The sequence below is a fragment of the Nostoc paludosum FACHB-159 genome (genome assembly GCF_014698835.1).
GTDB classification, from domain to species: Bacteria; Cyanobacteriota; Cyanobacteriia; order Cyanobacteriales; family Nostocaceae; genus Nostoc; species Nostoc paludosum.
This window is the reverse complement of sequence record NZ_JACJTU010000018.1, coordinates 55,810-74,522: the sequence shown is the minus strand read 5'-3', so window position 1 is coordinate 74,522 and position 18,713 is coordinate 55,810. Positions and strand designations below refer to the sequence as shown.

The following is an 18,713-nucleotide window of genomic DNA, read 5'->3' as shown; positions in this document are numbered from 1 at the left end:
AATAACTATAAAACCACTGATTATAGTTATTCTTAAATTGTTAACAGCTTCAATTAAATCTTCGCGATCGTTAGGCATAAAGAACACCATCGATTGTTTATAGCAATTATCGCTTTGATGATTTACAAAGTAGGAGCGCCAAGCTTGACACCCCTAGAAATTTTTGCATTTCATGTGATTGGAACCGCTACAATAAGCATTTTAAAGCAAAGAGAACAGCTTAAAACAGAAATAATCGCTGGCATCAATCAAGCTATCAAAACGTTCTTTCCACTTCTGAATTCTGAATCCTGAATTCTGAATTCTCCTGCTACAGCTTCTTAACCAATTGGAATTTCAATAATAAACTTTGTCCCCTGGCAGTGCGAAGAAAGACACTCTAACTGACCACCATGCTTTTCTGCCACAATTTGCTGGCTAATTGATAAACCCATACCTGTGCCTTTGCCCATAGGTTTAGTAGTGAAGAAAGAGTTAAAAATTCTAGAACGGACATTCTCTGTCATTCCAACACCATTATCGGCTATTGATATCCTGACGCGATCGCCTCCAACTGTTTCGGTATGAATAAGAATTTGTGGCTGAGAAGTTAGGCAATCTTGAGTGCAATCAACATCTTCTAAAGCATCAATGGCATTAGCTAAAAGATTCATAAAAACTTGATTTAGCTGACCAGCATAACAGGTTACTGATGGCAACGCACCATATTTTTTTATGACTTCAATAGCTGGACGTTCGGAGTTAGCTTTTAAGCGATGTTGCAATATCATCAGGGTACTATCAATACCTTCATGAATATTAACTGGCTTCTTTTGAGTGTCATCTAAACGAGAGAAATTACGCAGAGATAGGACAATCTGCCGAATGCGATCGGCACCTAATTTCATCGAAGACAGTAGTTTTGGTAGATCGGAAATTATAAACGGCAAGTCTATTTCTTCAACGCGATCGATAATTTCCGGTGCAGGATTTGGGTAATGTAATTCGTAAATTTCTAGTAACTCAATTAATTGTTGAATATATTCCTGTGTCGGCAAGAGATTCCCATAAAGAAAATTTACCGGATTATTAATTTCATGAGCTATACCTGCAACAAGTTGACCCAAACTAGACATCTTTTCGCTTTGGACTAACTGTAATTGAGTGTGTTGCAGAGTCTTTAAAGAATTTTCTAAGGCAATTGCCTTTTCTCTTTCTCTGCGTTCGCTGTCACGCAGTGCCATTTCTATTTGTTGACATCGTTCTATTTCTAACTGTAACCTTTGACTTAAAGAATAACTTCTTAAAGCCGTTAGCATCGTAGTGTATAACTTTTGGCTCGTTAATTCAGTTTTAGTTTTATAATCGTTAATATCGTAATTAAAAATAATTTCCTTTTCTGGTACGTGTCCTGGTTGTCCAGTACGTAAAATAATTCGTACTAATTGGTTACCTAAAACTTCCCGAACATATTGAACAAACTCTAGCCCAGCATTATCTGTTTCCATAATTACATCTAAGAGAATTATGGCAATATCCGAATTTTGTTCAATTAGCTGTTTAGCATGACTAGCTGAGTAAGCATTGATAAAAGATAAAGATTTATCTTCAAAAATAAAGTTAGTCAGCGCAATATTAGTAGCAGTATGAACTTCTGATTCATCATCTACAATTAAAATTTTCCAGCTTTCAGCAGGTAACTCATCATCTATTTCAGCAGCAAACACTAACTCATCATCTAAATTGTTTGAATTATCGTTATTTGATGAAGCTACATTTGTAAATAAATTTTCTTCAAGAATATTAAAGCTTTTTTGTAACATAAAAAATTATCCTATAAAAAATGAATGGCACTTATTGAATTTATTCGAGCGGTTTTATAGCAGTTATGAATAAGATATAAATAACTCTACTCACACTGCATATTCCTATAATCGCACAGGAAAATTAATAATAAACTTTGTTCCTTTTCCCAACTCACTTTGGCATTCAATATCACCCTTAAGTTTTTGAGTAACTAAGTTATAAACAAGATTTAATCCTAACCCGCTGCCTCCTTGACTGCGTTTGGTAGTAAAGAAAGGCTCAAAAATTTTACTTAAATTTTCAGCAGCGATACCTTTACCATCATCAGCATATTCTATATGCAGTTTATCGCCAATTTGCTGGAAACTAAAAATCAGCTTTCCAGAATCTTCAGGTTCGTAAGCATGAACTAAAGAATTCATCAGCAAATTAGTAACAATTTGCGATAAAGCACCAGGATAAGAGTCTAAAATAATATTTTCCCCTCCATAAATTTCAATTCTATGTTTACTCATTTTTAATTTAGGTCTCAATTGGATTAAAATCTCATTGAGGTAATTTTTAAAGTTAAAGACACGTTGTACCTCACTAGATTGATCTACTGCTACTTGTTTAAAACTTTGAATTAATTCTGCTGCTCTATTTAAGTTTATTAAAAGTGTATTGCCGCTCTGTGTAGTTAAATCAAAAAACTTTTCTAAGTCAGAACGTTTCATCGCGCCAGTTTGATATTTAGAGCAAAACTCTGAAGTATGTTCTACCAAAGCTGAAGCAACTGTAACACCAATTCCTACTGGAGTATTAATTTCATGAGCAACTCCAGCAACTAACCCTCCTAATGATGCCATTTTTTCAGCTTCTACAAGCTTACTTTGGGTAGCTTTTAAATTAACTAATGTCTCCGATAATTCTTGAGTGCGTTTAGTGACTAATTCTTCTAAGTTCTGATTGAATTCTTGCAAATTTTTGTAGAGTTGGGCATTCTCAATTGCAATGGCAATTTGAGCAGATAATAGCCTTAAAAGCTCTAGTCTATCTATAGTAAAAGCACCTTCAGTGAGATTGTTTTCTAAATAAAGAATCCCAGTAATTTTACCTTGATATAGTAAAGGAGTACAAAGAATAGATTTTGGTTGATTAGCTACAATATAAGGATCTGAAATAAACTGTCCTTCTTGAATAGCATTGTTTAAAACAACATTTTCTTGAGTGTGAATCACATAGTTAATAATGGCATCTGAGAGTTTTAGTTTTTCTTCAGAAGCCGTTTTTGAACTTACAGGAATTGATTGTAGTACAGTTACATCATCATTATTGACTGCACCTTCAGCTTCAATTAGCCAATTTCCTTGTTTCTCTAAAATTAAACAACCTCTTTGGGCACCAGCATTTTCAATTACTATTCTCATTAATCTAGCAAGTAAATTACTCAAAACTATTTCACCAGAAATAGCTTGTGCTGCTTTCATCACTGTGGCTAAATCTAGGGTAACTCCTATACTAGTAGTAGTAGAAGCAGTTGTGATTTCAATATCTTTAATTTTGGTGGTTGTTTTAGCTACTTCTTTAACTAGCAACTTCGGATATTTTGTTTCTAAATCTTTTACTTTACCGAAAGCTCCCCAAAGTCGGTAACTATAGTGAGCTTTCATCATATAAGTTTTAGCAAAATCTTCTTTACCTTTTGCTAACCAAAATTTAGCTGCAAGTTCATTAGCTAAAGCTTCATCTTGGATAAACTCATGGTCTCTAGCTGAGGCGATCGCTTTATCATACAACTCCATTGCTTCTAAAACTTTACCAGAAATCCGCGCCATTTCTGCTTCTACTAACAAATACTTGTGCCAGAAATTATCTGGACATTGTTCTGCCCATTTTTTTAACTTTTTCTGGTTATCATTTAATAGTTTTAAATATTTTTCTTGTTCTATTTTAGAAGCAGATGAATAAATTGCTGTCATAATTAATGAGGAATACAAATAATAGTGGCAACTAGAAATATGTCCCATTAAATAATCGAGTATTTCCGCGGCTGAGATTGACCAATTTTGCGCTTCATCGTAGCGATCGTAATTATACAAAACCTCAGCTTTCAGCACATGGTATTCACAAATCGCCGCCATACTCTTATGCTGATGGAACATTTCTAGATACTGAGCATCTCTTAATTCATCTGTTTCTCCCATCAAATTTAATATAGCTAGTTTATTAGCCAAGATAATATCAGCAGCCCATTGATTTTGAGTTTTTTCACAAAATAAAATAAAACTAGCTATTTCCTCTAAAAGAAGTTCCAAATTTAGCCCTTGGAAGAAAAGGGTTATGGTTTGAAACATCCGATTATAGCCCGCCCATTGCAAATTTCCAGACTGTAGCCCGATTTTATAACCTTCGTTGTTAATATCAACAGTAGTTTTAATGTGATTCATCCAACAATTTAAATAGTTGGCAAATATCACACTATCTTGACAGTTTTGGGCTAAGTTATTTGTCAGTTCACTCAGTTTTAAAGATAGCAATCCAAACTCGTATCCAGACTGAGAATCTTCTAACATGCAACTCAGCATAATGCCATAGCAAGAGTAACAATAAGAACCGCCAGCCACAAAACCATATTTAAAAGACAAGTTAATTGCTTTAATAACAGTAATTTTCCATAAAGCTTGATGAGAAAAAAATGTTAATGGCCCCATGTGACCCAATACTTTTAACGCCACTTTATGTTTAGGAGATTTCATTTTTTCTTCATTAATTAATGAAGCAATTTTTTGATCTCCTAAATAAGCTTTGGCTTCAGCTATTTCCCCAGGAAGCACCGCTTCTAAATCTTCTACCTTTTCTGGTAAATTAATTCCTAGCAATGCTAGTGCTTCCCGCCCAGCTTGAATTGCTTCTTCGTATTTAGTTAGTAACGTATACTGCACAATCAGGATATTATAAACTTCTGCTTTTTCAATAGCTGATTTTGCTTGAGTTAATATTAATCTGATTAATGCCTCAGATTGCTCAAAATTTCCGTTTAAGTACTCAATCTCTGCTCGTTCTTTATAGATTTTTAAAGTTAAATTATAGTCTTGTGTCCATGTATTTACATTTAAACAATCCATAGCCGCGATTAAATACTCTCTAGCAGCCGCATAAGCCATTGAGTCTTTAGCTTTTTTACCTGCGATTAAATTCAACTCAGCTAATTGAGTCTTTTGCTCTAAATCATCAATTAACTCAACACCACTATTCAGATGGTTGACAATATCAAATATTTTTTCCTCAAGTTCCGTAGCACTAGTATTTTGAAATAGTAGTTGACCAATTTTGAGATGAACTTGTTTTTTATGTTCTTTGATAATGAGTGCGTAAGCTGCTTGTTGCACTCGGTCATGTAGAAATCGAAAACTGAAAATTACTAAACGAGCATTAATTACTTCTTCTGACGTAATTTCTAAATCGGAAAGAGGTAAAATCAAACCTTCTTGAATTGCTGGTAAAAGGTCTTGAAAAGCTGCTGATGCTGATTTTTCACTAATAATAGAAAGTGTGTGTAAATCAAATGTATTGCCTGCACAAGCAGCTAACTGTAAAACTTGCTGTGTTGCATCAGGAAGTTTCTTTAATTTCCTGATCATTAACTCTACAACATTATCAGTAATATCTATTGCCTCAATATTGGATATGTCCCATTGCCATAAAGCTTTAGTATTTGCTGATGGAGGTTGAAAAGTTAACAGATTTTCTTGATATAGAGTTTTGAGAAATTGATTAACGAAGAAAGGATTTCCAGAAGTTTTACGTATGATTAATTCAGCTAACGGTTGAATAGTGAAAGTGTCACTATGCAGTGTCTCAGTAATTAACTCGTTAACGTGTGCAAGTGCTAAAGGAACTAAAGTTATATCGTTGATAATAGCAGCTTGAGAACGTAGGGAATCAAGAGTCATTACCAATGGATGTCTAGGATCGACTTCATTATCTCGATATGCTCCAATTAAAAACAGATAATGGATTTCTTCGTCAGTCATCATGACTTCTAGCAACCTCAGAGTAGCTAAATCAGCCCACTGTAAATCATCTAAAAAAATTACTAGAGGATGCTCTAATGAACAAAACACACGGATAAAATTTTGGAAAACTAAATTAAAGCGGTTTTGAGCTTCTGAAGCCCCTAGTTCTTGTACTGGAGATTGTTTACCAATTATCAGTTCGACTTCAGGAATAACATCAATAATTACCTGAGCATTAGCACCAAGAGCCTTGGAAAGTTTTTCTTGCCATTGATTTAGTTGTTCTTGACTTTCAGTTAATAATTGTCTAACTAATGACTGAAAGGCTTTAACTATAGCTGAATAAGGAATATTACGTTGAAATTGATCGAATTTACCAGAAATAAAATAACCTCTAGCTTTAGTAATTGGTTTATATATTTCTTGTACTAATGCTGATTTACCAATGCCGGAATATCCCGATACTAAAATCATTTCTTTCGTTCCAGCACTCACGCGATCAAAAGCTGCTAGTAAGGTAGTAACTTCTTGTTCTCTACCATAAAGTTTTTGTGGAATCTGAAATTTACTAGAAATATCTTGTTGTGCAAGTACAAAATTAGAAATATAACCTTGACTTTGTAATTGTGTGAGGCACGTTTCTAAATCAGAAATAATTCCCCAAGTAGTTTGATATCTTTCTTCCACTGTTTTGGCTAACAGCTTCATCACAATATCTGAAATAGGTTCGGGTATTTCTCGATTAATTTCATGAGGTGAAATTGGTTGTTTAGCAATGTGGCAATGAACTAATTCCATTGCATCAATATAATTACAGGGTAATTGTTGTGTTAGTAGTTCATAAAAAGTGACACCAAGCGAGTAAAAATCAGTACGATAATCCATTGCTCGGTTCATTCTGCCTGTCTGTTCTGGTGAGATGTAGGCAATAGTTCCTTCTAAAACATTAGGATTTTTAATAGTGGGATTTTCATGAGTTAATACAGTTGAAATGCCAAAATCTATGATTTTGACTTGGGATGTACTAGGATTAATAACAATATTTCCAGGGTTAATATCTTTATGAATAATATTTTTCTGGTGGATTTTACCTAAAGCTTTAGTAATTGCGATCGCCACTAATAAAAATTCTGTTAAAGTAAATGTTTGGCGATTAATTACAGATTTTAATGACTCACCGCCAAAATCTTCTAATATCATTACCAAGCTATTTTGATATTTTTCTAAGCTGTAAACCTTAATTACTCCATCCAAATCTAAGTTTTTTGTAATTTCGTATTCTTGTTTATATCTTACTAATGCTGATGGAGTAGGATAATCTTGTTTTAAAAATTTGAGAATTATAGGTTGGCAATCCTTGTCTCTATGACCTCTAAAAACTGAAGAATTATTGCTTTCATATATTTGATTAAAAATCGTATAGCCAGGTAAATTTAACATAGTTAGGTTATCTCTATTCTTTATATATGTGCGAGATGAAAAATATTAGTTATTAGCTATAGTTAAATCTATTAACTGTAGATCCAACACCAATAGGAACAATCTGAAATTTGTAGCCGAATTCAACCTTACCCATTCGCTAGAGTAAGTCAGTCAAGTAATTAAATAAATCTTTTTGTTCTTTTACTAAAATGCCCATAAATTTAAGAAAAAATTAGTTACTCAATAAAACTCAACATTTATTGAATGAATGACATTTTGGATGAGCTTGTTACTTGTTTCCTTATCTTTACAAAAACAAAGCTAGTCTAATTTTTGCCACAATAAAAAAAACTAAGATACTTTTACTGTTAGCCAAAAGTGAAAGTTTCTACAGACATAGAAAAGACAGTAGAAATTATGAATTCTACTGTCTTTTTGTACTAATTGTCTATGTAAATGCACTTAATCTCGCTTAAACGGAATGCAAACTACGCAAACAAAAAAATAAGTTGATAATTATTCAGTGCAAGTTTACAGACAATTGGTATTAATTTAGGTTTTATTGCTCGAAACTTGAGCTTTTGAGCCAGCATAGTTTAGCAACTAGTCCTCTATTTTTCACTAATTAGCGTTGGTGGAGTAATAGCTGCATATTCTTTAGGTGTAAGCAATGCTTCCTGAACATCAATCTTTTTAGGCAGAATTTTTTCGTTATAAAATAAATCTGCAACGTTTTGTTGAGCTTTCATCAATTCTGGGGTAATTCCTTTAAGGCGATAATTAGCGCGTTCGGAAATTACTTCTTGAATAGGCAGATCGATTTTGAGTACAGGCGCAATTAGCTTAGCAACTTCTTTACGATTTGCTTCTGCCCACTGGCCGTTTTTATCAATCTCTTCTAAGATGACGCGAACTAATTCGGGATTGTCTCTAGCAAACTCGCGTGTTCCTACATAATATCCGCCTGGAGTACCAATATTTGTAGCATCTCGCAACACACGTGCACCGTGGAGTTTTTCCACTAAAGCTAAATGAGGATCGCCTGTCACCCAAACTGGAATAGTCCCCTGAATAAATGCACCACGGGCTTCTACATTGGGCATACTTAAGACTTGAATATCACTATATTTCAAGCCTACTTCTTTTAAAGCTTGAATAATGAAATAGTGAGAAGCTGAACCTTTTTGGAAAACTACTTTTTGACCTTTAATCTCAGCTAAAGTTTTAATTGGAGAGTTTTTAGGAACAGCGATCGCACTTCCTTTACCTGAAGTTGGAGTAATGCGTCTACCAGCCAAATAGACTATTCTTGCACCCGCAGCTTGAGCAAATATAGGAGGAGTTTCTCCAACTGAACCAACATCTATTTTACCAACATTCATTGCTTCCATTAGTTGTGGCCCTTGGGCAAATTGCGCCCACTCTACTTTCACACCCAAAGGTTCCAAACGTTTTTCTAAGACTCCTCTGACTCGAACTAAATCACCAGAGCTTTGATACCCCATTCGCAACACTTTTGTTTTAAAACTAACAGTTTTTGTTGCTGCTGTATCTGCTTTTGGTTCGTTAGCAGTATTTGTATTATTACTGCTTGAAGTGCAACTTATTAAGGTACTAGATAAAGCTAAAAAACCAGGCATTACAAACAATGCTAGTTTTCTGATTATTGTTGTTTTTGTTCTTACAGGATTGCTAAACATTTTTACACTTTTGGATAAAATGACCTCTAATTACTTGAGAATTAGATTTTCAATAATTGAATTTTCCTTGATAATTCTTTCAAAGTAATTTTTACTTTGTTATTTAGCCTTGATTGATTGTGGTGTAAAAGCAGCATATTCTTCTGGAGTTAGTACACCGTCTCTAACATTAACTTTTTTAGGTAAAAGCCCTTGGGCATACCACAAATCAGCAATTTTTTGTTGTTTATCAACAATTTCTTCAGTAATTGGTATCAGCCCATATGCTGATTTGGCTTGAATTTGTTTTAAGGTAGGGATATCAATACCAACGTCAGGAGAAACAAGTTCTGCCAATTTATCGGGGTTTTTCTGAGACCATTCATCTGCTTTTAAAAGTTCTTCCAAGAAAATTTTTAAAACTTCAGGATGTTCTTTAGCGAATTTACGCGACGTAGAATAAAAACCTCCGAGATCCTGGAGTCCTTGCCCATCTCTTAAGACACGACCAATATTTTTTTGTACAGCTCTTGTGATGTATGGTTCCCAAGTTACCCAAACATCAATTCCTCCCTGGCTAAAAGCGACATTTGCATCTGGAGGCGGTAGAAAAACAGATTTCACATCAGTGAGTTTTAGTCCCTCTTTTTGTAATGCTTTTAGTAAAACATAATGGGCAATAGAGGCTTTTTGAAAAGAAACTCTTTTACCCTTAAAATCAGCAACAGTTTTAATGGGAGAATTTGCTGGTACAAGAAAAGAGACTCCTTTACCATTAAAGGCTGTACTGGTTACGTAAACAAGAGGTGTACCTGCCGCTTGGGCAAATATAGGAGGCGATTCAGCAGTGGCCGCAATGTCAAGAGAACCAGCATTTAACGCTTCTAAAGCTTGCGGCCCAGCAGCGAACTCCAGCCACTTAACGGTGAAATTCTTTGCAGCCAAACTTTTTTCTAAAGTACCCAGTTTCCTCATAACTGCAAGAGAACCGAGCTTAGAATAAACAACTCGTACTTCTTGCTTTTCTGTAGTATTAGAAACTGGTTGGTTTTTGACTTCTGTCTTAGTAGAAGATACTTGTTTTTGAGTAACTTGGTTTTCGTTACTGCAACCTACTATGCTGATTGGTATTGCTAAATAACAAGCAGTTATTAGTAGGGATACATAATAATTTCGGTTAAGTTTAGATTTGGATCTCAAATCTAGGATATTTAGACTTTGTTGAAATATTAGCTTGACATTTGCAGTTTTAGATTGTGGCGAATTAGTAAACGGCTGAAAGTGTAGTAAAACAGAAAAAAGTTTAATCACAATTTGTCCTTTGTTTGTTAGGAGGAGAAACTGTTATTTCAAGTCTAAATATTATCTATTTTTCTGTTTTAATAAAGTATTGATCAACACGAATTATTACGAGAAAATATAAGATATTTTCATACATACTATCAATTAGTATTGATAATAATTGAGGAAAATTTAAAAATTAAAGTTGATATTTGCTGCAATTTAAACAATACATATTTTTCAAATTTTAACTTTTATAACATTATTTATTACCACAATATATCAAATAGTAATAGGTAAAAATTTTAGATAGATGTTTAAAGATTTAGCATCACTAAAGCTCTACAGTGACTATTGATGATTCTTAGCTATATTTAAATTTTCGAGAGACGCGAACAACTGCGTCTCTACTTCAATTACGTAAACTAAAAAGGACGACTACCTGCAAGGCTAACTCGTTTTAATACCCTTCGTTCATTGGGATCGAATGCTTGACGGTAGTGCAAAGTAGCTTGATTATCCCAATAGACGATATCACCTACAGACCATTTGTGTTGATAGTAGAATTGGGGCTGGTTGAGATGTTGACGCAACTGTTCAATCAATTTAGATCCTTCTTCAGGTTCTAAGCCGACAATTTCCACTTCAGTAGCAATATCTAAATAAAGATGCTTTTTACCACTCTCAGGATGTGTCCTTACTAAAGGATGAGGAAAGACAGGACTGATTAATGGAATATTCTTGTCCCAACGATACAAGGGACGGGGTGCATTTCGGTTTTGTAAAAACGGATTATAGGTAATTAGCTGTAAATTAGCAATCCGTTTTTTGGTAGCTTCATCCAAAGCTTCATAAGCCAAATTGGTATTTAACCAATAAGTATCTCCGCCTTGAGAAGGTATTTCTAAAGCATAAAGGAGCGAACCGCTAGATGGGGTAGGAGTCCATTTGTGGTCAGAATGAAAACTGAGTTCTCCAGTGCCGGTATAGCCGCCATCGACATTAGAAATCAGAATCACCACGGGAGTTTCTCCAGGTTTAGAAGCTAGTACTGGAGTCTCATCAGATGGTACAAAAAGTGCGCCAAAGTATAGAGAAAAATTCAACAATTGTTCGTCAGAAAGCTGCTGATTTTTAAAGATGAGGATGTGGCGATCGCGCAAAGCTCCTTTAAGTTGTAATATAACTTCAGGTGCAATAGTTTGACTCGCATCTAAACCAGTAACTACCGCTCCTAACGGAGCATCAATAGGGGTGATTTTTACTTCTGTTAAAGTTGCAGTAGGCATAATGTTCTCCTCTGTTTCAATATTTTCTGGTGAAGAATAGCAATTTGAAAAATTTATTCACGCTATTCTTCGCAAACAAAAGATTCTAAATCCAAAATTCAAAACTAAAAATGGTATGGCTACTTATTAGCTAAAACGTCAGCAGGAGTAATTTTTGCGTACTCTTCAGGCGTCAAAAATCCAACTTTCACATCCACCTTTTTTGGTATAAGTCCGAGGCTGTACCATTTATCTGCAACCTCTTGCTGCTTGGTAATAGTTTTCTCAGTAATTGGTAGCACTCCGTAGCTATATTGACTATGCATAGTTTCTAGAAGAGAGGAATCTAGTTGAGTCACAGGAGCAAGTAGTTGTGCTACTTCTTTGGGATGTTCCTTAGTCCAGATTTCTGACTTTTCTAATTCTTCTAGAAATACTTTAATCACATCAGGATGTGCTTCATAAAACTGACGTGAAGTTGAATAAAAATTGCCAGTATCCCGCAACTCACCTCCATCCACCAAAACACGGCCTGATTTGTTTTGCACATTTCTGGTAACGAATGGCTCCCAAATAAACCAAGCATCTACTTTGCCTTGGCTAAAAGCCACATTAGCATCTGGTGGTGGCAGAAAAACTGATTGGACATCGCTTAGTTTTAGTCCTGCTTTTTCTAATGCTTTGACTAATAAGTAGTGACCTATAGAAGCTTTTTGGAAAGCTACTTTTTTGCCTTTTAAGTCAGCAACACTTTTAATTGGAGAGTTTACCGGAACTAAAAGTGAAACTGCTTTACCACTAGGGTATGTAGTAGCTAAATAAACAAGAGGCGCTCCTGCTGCTTGTGAAAATACAGGAGGCGACTCGGCTGTAGATGCAATATCAAGTCCGTTTGCATTTAGAGCTTCTAGCTGTTGCGGCCCGGCTGCAAACTCAGTCCACTGTACTTTAAAACCCAAAGGTTCCAATCGCTTTTCTAAAGATCCCTGCTTTTCTAATACTGCTAGACCAGTAAGTTGTTTTGAACGCACAATTCGTACTGTTTGCTTTTCTGTAGTCTTAGATGAAGCTGGTGAATCAGAAGTGGCAGGAGACTGCTGAGCGTTATTTTTGGCTTCACTACAACTAGATAAGGTTGTAGATAATACTAAGCAGTAGCCCAGAGCAAATAATAAAGAACGACGTGTTATTTTCTGGCTGTTTCTAAATTCCAACTTTGGTTTTATAGCGGGCATGGGTTGTTTTATTTATTGTTCTATTAGGTAGTTACAAAATTATGATTGATTACGAACTTAAAAAGTGAAAAAAAATTATTTATTAATTTTTGGCAAACGGAATTAATTCAAATATAGGAATTAGAGTGGGTTTGTACCCACCCTATAAAGATTCGAGGAACTTGAGTTTAACAGTTGTGAGGTGGAAAATTAGAAAATGGAGTGAGAAGAACCCACTCCAGGGTTGTGCTAGTCGAAAGTTGAAGTTGATAGCAGAATACAGGAGAAAAACAAGCCTTGCTGCTTAGATTTTGAAACTGAGGTTAAGTAGAACAAGGTTCAAATCTGCTATATAAATGAACTCTGTCAATTTTGCTAGTACATAACCGAAAGAATCAAGCTACAATTCTGAATTTTGAGATTTGCTGTAATCAAAAATTTTGGAATTTTAGCTTTCAAAGTAGCAGTTTTATTTCTTCCAAACAACTAAGATTGTAGCTTTGAGTTCTTCTGTAAAGTGCCCAGAAGGTTCAACTTGTAGCAATGCTTCTTTGAGGTCTGCTTCAAATGCTGGGGCATTATCGCCATAGAAAATTTTCAAAGAAAAAGCTGTGGTATATAAGTAGCCAAGATAGCTATCGACAGTCCAAGATTTTTCAAATGGCACTTCATAGATTTCTTGACGAGCAAAAGCTGAATTGGCAATAACAACTTCATGGGGAGGATCGACTGGCTTACGAATACCTTCTCCTCGTAGTCCAGTGCGTCGGCGATCGCCTAACCATTTCTTCACAACTCCCAGAGCAGCTTTTTTCCAAGGTAAAGAACTTTCCCAAGGATTATCACCAGTATTCAGCAGTGCTATTCCACCATCATCCGCAAGCAATCCATAAAGGCGCTCAAGCACTAATTCGCGTTCCATCCAGTGGAAAGCTCGACCAATAGTGGCTAATTTAAATGTTCCTAAACTAGAGTCGATGAACTCTGCTCCTTGTTGCAGCCAAGTAATATTATTTGCTCCGACTGCTGCTGCTTGCCGTTGAGCTTCTGCAATCATATCGGGATCGGGATCGATCGCCACAACTTCTTCAAATCTAGTTCTTAAAGGAATAGCAATTAATCCCGGCCCGGTACCCAAATCTAACAGTCGTCCTTCACCATTGAGATTAAATATTTCAGCTAGCTTATCAAATACAACAGGCGGGTATTTAGTTCTGTATTGAGCGTAGCCTTCAGCAGCTCCCTCAAATAAAGTTGGGTCATAGGTGGGAAGTGTTTTGAGTTGAGTCATATCGATTTTGGATTTTAGATTTTGGATTTTGTAGAGACGCGATTCATCGCGTCTGTGAGAAAACCAGGGAACCAATGACAAATGCCCTATGAATATTGTGTAATCACGGGTAGCTGGTCATTAAGTACCCAATCGCCTATAGCTCGTAATTTGTAATCCACAGGATCGTGGAGGGTAAAGGTTCGCAAATCTCGCCAGTAACGGTCAAATCCATATTTGGTTGCTGTGGCACGAGTTCCCGTAACTTCAAAGATGCGATTGGTAATATCTATACCTACACGAGTAGCTAATGCTTTAGCTGCGGAAACTGCGATCGCTACTTCTCCCCTTTCTTGATGAGTAAGTTCTATATCCTTTTCCCAAGCTGCTTGCACCTTTTCGGCTGCTGAGTCAGCCAGAGCGATCGCACCTTGAATTTCTATCCAAAAATCGCCGTAATTATGCAGAATATATGGGTCTTGAGTAGCACTATCTACTCCTGATGTAATCCAAGGACGAGTATTAGTTTTGGTATACTCACGAGCAGCTGCAAAGGCTCCTTTAGTAATTCCCAAATAAACGTTGGTTTTTGTTAGCTGGGCAATAATACCAAGAAAAGTTGAGAAGGCATTATCAGGTGGTTCTGGTGGCCCTAAAATTTCATCTTTTTCTACTAAGACATTATTAAATGTATAACTACTACTATCAGTGCGACGTTGCCCAATATTGTCCCAATCTTGATTAGAAATTAAGCCTTCTCTGTCTTTAGGAATTATGAATATAAAGGGCAATTCTACACCATCTTGCAAAGCCGAGAATACCCGATAATCTGCAACAGCAATACCTGTACCAAAACTTTTAACACCATTAACCCGAAAATTTTCGCCCTCTGGGCTAATTTTCAGCCTAGTATCTCGCGTATTAATAGCATTTGCCCAAAATAAATTATTCTTAGCAGTTTCACGATAATATTTTTCCTTTTGGGCTGGTGTGCCAGAAACATGGCCCAAAGCTGTCAAATTCAAATGATTACCATATAATTGACCAATTGAACCATCAGCTTTTGATAGCTTTCTCACAATTTTTAAAGCATCAATCCATGTTGCGCCAATTCCACCATATTGCTTAGGCACAATCAATGGTAACAAGCCAGTTTCGCGTAGCCTATTAATTTCCTCTTCTGGAACTCCCGCTTTAGCATCCCTTTCAACTGCGGATTCGGCGAGTTCTTTGGATAATGAAGCTGCTATATCAATGTAATCTTTTGGTTTTGTAATATCTAGCACCATAAAAAATTATCCTTTTATAACTTCGTAATTAAAGCGAATACAAATGCAGTTTCTAATTGCTTGGTGTGCGAACATTCTTGTTCCTCTGAATTTGGTATCAAACCCAAAATTTAGGAGAAATGTAGAGTGAGTAAGTAAGTAAGCAAGACTCACCCTACGACTAAACAGAGGAAATGGAACATGGAACACTTTAAAGATGGGCGGGGGCAGGGGGCATAGGGCATTGGTAATTAATTACCCATCTCCTCGTCTGTTTGACTTCCCACTCCCTACTCGCTACTTCTTAGCCAAAAATTCATCTGCGGCTTTCTCTACACCTGTACCTTTGAAGAAGTCACGATTGAGACTGGTGTACAACTCCAATGGATGGATTGACAGGAAGTGGCGGAGGTCTTCTTCGGTGATGATTTCCTGTTCTACCATTGAGTAGGCATTCGCAGTCACAGTGGTGATATCAGGTACATCCCAATGACCGGAATCAGAACCCAAGAAGGCTTTAACTCTGTCGCCAAAGGGATTAGCAGCACGATTAAAGGCTTGGGCTACACGGGTATCATCTGATTCCGTACCGAAGTAGAAATGATTCAAGAAGCGATCGCGCACATCCTCTGGCTTCTCAATTCCCGCCAGTTCAAATTCATCTAGTTCGCCTGGATCTTCTGGAGCCAACATTTTATGATGGAATCCCAAACCGTCACCAATTTGATCTAAGCGTCCATCCACAAGTTTGCCACCGTAGCGAGTGTATAACTCTACTAGCGCTTCCTTATCTATAATTGCAGGATCGTTATTTGACAACAAATGTTGTTTGTTGCGGGTTTCCCAATGCCAAATAATATCCGTATATAGACTAGCACCCCAAGCAGAACCACCTTCCAAAAAGGCAAATCTTAAGGTGGGGAAGCGACGAGTTACACCACCAAAGAATAAAGATTTACACAATGCTTCTGCGGCGAAGGCAAAGTGATTAATGTGATTGTACTGGGCATTGGTTACCGAACGCTGAGTCGTCCAACCTTGACTCGAAGCATGGGTTGTGGGTACAACTTTCAGTTCTACGCACTTTTCCCAGAATGGATCGTAATCATATTGGCTGTCTAAACCAAAGTTATCAATCCAAACCACTTCGTTAGCTACTTCTGGGCCATACTTCTCAAAAGCAGGAATTGGACGACGTACATAACCAGGGATTTGAATTGCTTTGAGTCCCAGCACATTCACTGCATATTCCAACTCTTCAATTCCCTCTTCGGGAGTGTGCATTGGAATTGCAGCGATCGGTGTTAGCTTATCAGAATAAGGGCGGAAAATGTCAGCATGGTAAGTGTTAACTGCTCGACAAACAGCACGCCGCATTTCTTCGTTACCGATATTTGGCGCCATAGTTGCCAAATTGGGATACACCACAGCAAAGTCTGTACCTGCTTCTTGCAGACGTTCGTGCAGCAACTTGGGCAAACTAATGGTAGCCAAATTCAAAGTATCTTTGGTTGGACGACCCCACCAATTAGGACGATTAGTCCGATAAGCAAAACGTTCTTCCCAAGTCTGCTTGTACCACTTAAAGCGGGAAGACCCTGGTAAATTTTCTTTGAAGCGTTCAACAAGCTTAGTTCCGCCAACTTGCTCTAAATAATCTAAGACTGCTGGCTCAAATTCTTGGGTATGCACATCAGTATCGATGATGGGATAACCCAACTGTTCGCAGATCTGAGCAGACCTAGTTTTTTTCGGACGTTCAAGAGCGATCGTCATGATAGTTTACCTCATATTGTGGATTGGGTACTGGGGATTGGGGGTTGGGTACTGGGTACTGGGGATTGGGGATTGGGGATTGGGAATTGGGTAGTGGGGATTGGGTATTAGGAAACTTCTTGCAATTCCTAGTCCCCAGTCCCCAGTCCCCAGTCCCTAGTCCCTAGCCTCTAGAAGTCAAAAATTCATCTGCGGTTTTCTCAACAGCCGTACCTTTGAAGAAGTCACGATTCAGGCTGGTGTACAACTCTAAGGGATGGATTGAGAGGAAATATTGCAAATCTTCTTCGGTGATAATTTTGCGTTCTACCATCGAATAAGTGTTAGCAGCGATCGCTGTAATATCGGGTACATCCCAATGGCCAGAATCAGAACCCAAGAAGGCTTTAATGCGTTCCCCATAAGGATTAGCTTTGCGGTTAAATGCTTGGGCTACACGGGTATCATCTGATTCTGTGCCGAAGTAGAAATGATTCAAGAAGCGATCGCGGATATCTTCTGGCTTACTAACTCCTGCTAGGGCGAATTCATCTAAATCGCCTGGTTCTAACGGGGCTACTAAGTCGGCGTGGAAACCTAAGCCACTACCTAACTGATCCAAACGACCATGTACTAATTCACCACCGTAACGAGTGTAGTACTCTAGCAGTTCTTCCCGATTAATATTGCCAGGATTGTTATTTTCTACCAAATGGTCTTTATTGCGAGTATACCAATGCCAAATCAAGTCAGTGTATAAACTAGCGCCCCAAGCTGCGCCTCCTTCTAAAAAGGCGAACTTAAGTGTGGGGAAGCGGTGAGTTACACCACCAAAGAACAGAGATTTACACAGCGCTTCTCCAGCCGCAGCAAAGTGACCGATATGGTTGTATTGGTAGTTGCTAATGGAACGTCGGTTTATCCATCCCATACCAGAAGAGTGGGTGGTGGGTACAACTTTGAGTTCTACACACTTCGCCCAGAATGGATCGTAGTCATACTTGCTATCCAAGCCAAAGGTATCAATCCAAATAGCTTCGTTTGCTACTTCTTCGCCATACTTCTCGAAGGCGGGAATCGGACGGCGGATATGGCCGGGGATTTGAATTGCTTTGAGTCCCAGCACATTGACTGCATATTCCAATTCTGCGATCGCTTCTTCGGGCGTATTCATGGGAATAGCAGCAATTGGCGTTAAGCGATCGCTATAAGGACGGAAAATATCAGCATGGTAAGTATTAACTGCGCGGCAAACAGCCAGCCGCATTTCTTCATTACCGATATGTGGCGCCATAGTCGCCAAGTTGGGGTACACAACTGCAAAGTCTGTACCTGCTTCTTGCAAGCGCTCGTGTAGCAACTTCGGTAAACTAATGGTGGCTAAATTTAAAGCATCCTTAGTGGGACGAGTCCAAAAGGGAGGACGTGCAGTCCGATAAGCGCGGCGTTCTTCCCAAGTTTGCTTAAACCATTTAGAGCGAGATGCACCAGGTAAATGTTCTTGGAAACGTTGAGCGATCGCACTTCCACCAACTTGCTCTAAATAGTCCAAGAATGCCGGCGGAAATTCTTGGGTATGCACATCAGTATCAATGATTGGATAACCCAATTTTTCCCGAATCTGAGCAGACTTGGTTTTCTTTGGACGTTCTAACGCAATAGTCATGATAATTTACCCTATTGTGGCTACTGGTGATTGGGTACTGGTGATTGGGTACTGGAGATTAGGGATTGGGTATAGGGCATTTGTGATTAACTTTTCTCTTCATTTTC

The 18,713-nt window shown here is 37.4% G+C and carries 10 protein-coding genes; all 10 read right to left on the bottom strand.

The window, feature by feature from the left end; genetic code table 11:
* Positions 1 to 320: 320 nt before the first annotated feature.
* Positions 321 to 1,802, bottom strand: a complete 1,482-nt coding sequence (locus tag H6H03_RS19315) for a hybrid sensor histidine kinase/response regulator (protein WP_190956709.1) — start codon at positions 1,800 to 1,802, stop codon at positions 321 to 323.
* 105 nt (positions 1,803 to 1,907) lie between these two features.
* Positions 1,908 to 7,223: a trifunctional serine/threonine-protein kinase/ATP-binding protein/sensor histidine kinase gene (locus tag H6H03_RS19310; RefSeq protein WP_190956708.1), complete on the bottom strand. Its 5,316-nt coding sequence runs from the start codon at positions 7,221 to 7,223 to the stop codon at positions 1,908 to 1,910.
* 593 nt (positions 7,224 to 7,816) lie between these two features.
* Complete coding sequence (locus H6H03_RS19305) at positions 7,817 to 8,905, bottom strand: sulfonate ABC transporter substrate-binding protein (RefSeq protein WP_190956707.1); 1,089 nt, start codon at positions 8,903 to 8,905, stop codon at positions 7,817 to 7,819.
* Positions 8,906 to 9,004: 99 nt separating this feature from the next.
* Positions 9,005 to 10,195 carry an aliphatic sulfonate ABC transporter substrate-binding protein gene (locus H6H03_RS19300; RefSeq protein WP_313931883.1) on the bottom strand — a complete coding sequence of 397 codons (1,191 nt, stop codon included), beginning with the start codon at positions 10,193 to 10,195 and terminating at the stop codon, positions 9,005 to 9,007.
* A gap of 395 nt (positions 10,196 to 10,590) precedes the next feature.
* Positions 10,591 to 11,454: a TauD/TfdA dioxygenase family protein gene (locus H6H03_RS19295; RefSeq protein ID WP_190956706.1), complete on the bottom strand. Its 864-nt coding sequence runs from the start codon at positions 11,452 to 11,454 to the stop codon at positions 10,591 to 10,593.
* A 119-nt stretch (positions 11,455 to 11,573) separates the two neighbouring features.
* Entirely contained in the window at positions 11,574 to 12,668 is a 1,095-nt protein-coding gene (locus H6H03_RS19290; protein WP_190956705.1) for an aliphatic sulfonate ABC transporter substrate-binding protein, read from the bottom strand.
* A 448-nt stretch (positions 12,669 to 13,116) separates the two neighbouring features.
* Positions 13,117 to 13,938 carry a class I SAM-dependent methyltransferase gene (locus H6H03_RS19285; protein WP_190956704.1) on the bottom strand — a complete coding sequence of 274 codons (822 nt, stop codon included), beginning with the start codon at positions 13,936 to 13,938 and terminating at the stop codon, positions 13,117 to 13,119.
* An 86-nt stretch (positions 13,939 to 14,024) separates the two neighbouring features.
* A complete protein-coding gene (locus H6H03_RS19280) occupies positions 14,025 to 15,206 on the bottom strand; it encodes an acyl-CoA dehydrogenase family protein (protein WP_190956703.1) in 1,182 nt (393 codons plus the stop codon).
* A 276-nt stretch (positions 15,207 to 15,482) separates the two neighbouring features.
* Positions 15,483 to 16,961 (bottom strand): amidohydrolase family protein, encoded by a 1,479-nt coding sequence (locus tag H6H03_RS19275; RefSeq protein ID WP_190956702.1) that lies wholly within the window; start codon positions 16,959 to 16,961, stop codon positions 15,483 to 15,485.
* A gap of 163 nt (positions 16,962 to 17,124) precedes the next feature.
* Positions 17,125 to 18,606, bottom strand: a complete 1,482-nt coding sequence (locus tag H6H03_RS19270) for an amidohydrolase family protein (protein ID WP_190956701.1) — start codon at positions 18,604 to 18,606, stop codon at positions 17,125 to 17,127.
* Positions 18,607 to 18,713: the final 107 nt, after the last annotated feature.

Coding starts and splice junctions, on each gene's coding strand:
- H6H03_RS19280 (WP_190956703.1), bottom strand. CDS start 15,206: ATGGTGCTAGATATTACAAAACCAAAAGATTACATTGATATAGCAGCT.
- H6H03_RS19305 (WP_190956707.1), bottom strand. CDS start 8,905: ATGTTTAGCAATCCTGTAAGAACAAAAACAACAATAATCAGAAAACTA.
- H6H03_RS19295 (WP_190956706.1), bottom strand. CDS start 11,454: ATGCCTACTGCAACTTTAACAGAAGTAAAAATCACCCCTATTGATGCT.
- H6H03_RS19290 (WP_190956705.1), bottom strand. CDS start 12,668: ATGCCCGCTATAAAACCAAAGTTGGAATTTAGAAACAGCCAGAAAATA.
- H6H03_RS19275 (WP_190956702.1), bottom strand. CDS start 16,961: ATGACGATCGCTCTTGAACGTCCGAAAAAAACTAGGTCTGCTCAGATC.
- H6H03_RS19315 (WP_190956709.1), bottom strand. CDS start 1,802: ATGTTACAAAAAAGCTTTAATATTCTTGAAGAAAATTTATTTACAAAT.
- H6H03_RS19310 (WP_190956708.1), bottom strand. CDS start 7,223: ATGTTAAATTTACCTGGCTATACGATTTTTAATCAAATATATGAAAGC.
- H6H03_RS19285 (WP_190956704.1), bottom strand. CDS start 13,938: ATGACTCAACTCAAAACACTTCCCACCTATGACCCAACTTTATTTGAG.
- H6H03_RS19270 (WP_190956701.1), bottom strand. CDS start 18,606: ATGACTATTGCGTTAGAACGTCCAAAGAAAACCAAGTCTGCTCAGATT.